Origin of the sequence: Streptomyces phytophilus (assembly GCF_013870535.1) — a bacterium.
Lineage (GTDB): Bacteria > Actinomycetota > Actinomycetes > Streptomycetales > Streptomycetaceae > Streptomyces > Streptomyces phytophilus.
Genome location: NZ_JACBXC010001160.1, coordinates 1 through 1908 on the forward strand (window position 1 = coordinate 1; position 1908 = coordinate 1908).

The 1908-nt window shown below is 71.1% G+C and carries 1 protein-coding gene; it reads left to right on the forward strand.

Annotated features, from left to right (window positions below):
* Window position 1 precedes the first annotated feature (1 nt).
* The coding region (locus H5J30_RS30240) for a transglycosylase domain-containing protein (protein ID WP_258563606.1) at window positions 2-1908 on the forward strand (1907 nt) is incomplete at its 3' end.

The window sequence follows — 1908 nt, forward strand, 5'->3', positions numbered from 1 at the left end:
GCTGCTGGGCGCCGCGATGCTGACGCTGGCGCTGGCCTCCGGGGCGTTCGCCGTCGGCTACCTGTCCGTCGACATCCCGCGCCCCAACGACATGGCGACCGCCCAGAGCAACCACTACTTCTACGCCGACGGCACCAAGCTCGCCGACAAGGGCGAGGTCGACCGCGAGAGCGTGGAACTCCAGCGCGTCCCCGACCACGTGCGCATGGCCGTACTGGCCGCCGAGGACCGCGAGTTCTACTCCGACTCGGCCGTCAACCCGATGGCGATGGTCCGGGCCGGCTTCAACACCCTGACCGGCAAGGGCACCCAGTCGGGCTCGACCATCACCCAGCAGTACGTGAAGAACTACTACCTCGACCAGGAGCAGACGATCAGCCGCAAGCTCCGCGAGGCGTTCATCGCGATCAAGCTGGACCGCGAGGTCACCAAGGACGACGTCCTGGAGGGCTACCTCAACACCAGCTACTTCGGCCGCAACGCCTACGGCGTGCAGGCCGCGGCCCAGGCGTACTACGGCAAGGACGTCGAGGAGCTGACCGTCGCCCAGGGCGCGTTCCTCGCGACGCTGCTCCAGGCCCCGAGCACGTACGACGTGGCCGTGCACCCCGACAACCGGCCCGCCGCCGAGGCCCGCTGGAACTACGTGCTCGACGGCATGGTCAAGGAGGGCTGGCTCGCGCCCGGCACCCGCGGCAGCCTGAAGTTCCCCGTGCCGGAGCCGTCCCGGCTCGACCCCGGCCTGTCCGGGCAGCGCGGCTACCTCGTCGAGGCCATCAACAGCCACCTCGTCGAGCACCGCATCATCGACGAGAAGACCCTCGCCGCCGGCGGCTTCCGCATCGTCACGACGCTCCAGCCCGACAAGCAGGACGCGTTCGTCGGCGCCGTGGAGGAGCAGCTGACGTACCAGCTCGACCCGGAGTCCAACCCCGCCGACGCCTACGTGCGCGTCGGCGGCGCCTCCGTCGACGTCGGGAGCGGCGAGGTCGTCGCGCTGTACGGCGGCACGGACTACACCCAGCAGTACGTGAGCAACGCCACCCGCCGCGACTACCAGGCCGGCTCCACCTTCAAGCCGTTCGTCTTCGCCGCCGCCGTGCAGGAGAAGGCGAAGAACTGGGAGGGCAAGCGGATCACGCCGCGGACGATGTACGACGGCGACACCGACCGCCGGGTCATCGGCCGGAAGGGCAAAGCGCTGCGCTACTCGCCGAGCAACCAGGACGACGTCTCGTACGGGCGCATCAACGTCGCCGACGCCACCAACGAGTCCGTCAACTCCGTCTACGCGCAGATGGCCCAGGACGTCGGCCCCAAGAAGGTCCGCGGCACCGCCGTCCGCCTCGGCCTGCCCTCCGCCACCCCGGAGCTGAAGGCCCACCCCTCCATCGGCCTCGGCACCGCCACCCCCAGCGCGCTCGACATGGCGCAGGCGTACGCCACGCTCGCCGGCCACGGCGACCACGGCGGCTACCGGCTCGTCGACAAGCTCAGCCGCAACGGCGAGATCTTCCAGCTCCCGCCGCAGCGCCCGCACCCCGTGGTCTCCAGGACCGCCGCGGACGCGACGACCGCGATGCTGCAGAACGTCGTCGAGAACGGCTCCGGCGAGGAGGCGCAGCTCGCCGAGCGCCCCGCGGCCGGCAAGACGGGCACCGGCGAGCACGACCGCTCGGCGTGGTTCGCGGGCTACACCCCCGAGCTGGCGACCGTGGTGGGCGTGATGGGGCAGGACCCGGAGACGGGCGCGCAGAAGTCGCTGCACGGGGTGATGGGGGAGGACCGGATCAGCGGCGGCGGGGTGCCGGCGCGGATCTGGGGCGCGTACACGAGGGACGCGCTGTGGGACGTGCCCGCGAGCGACTTCGACCTGGAGATCGGCCACAAGCAGCGGATGCCCTACAC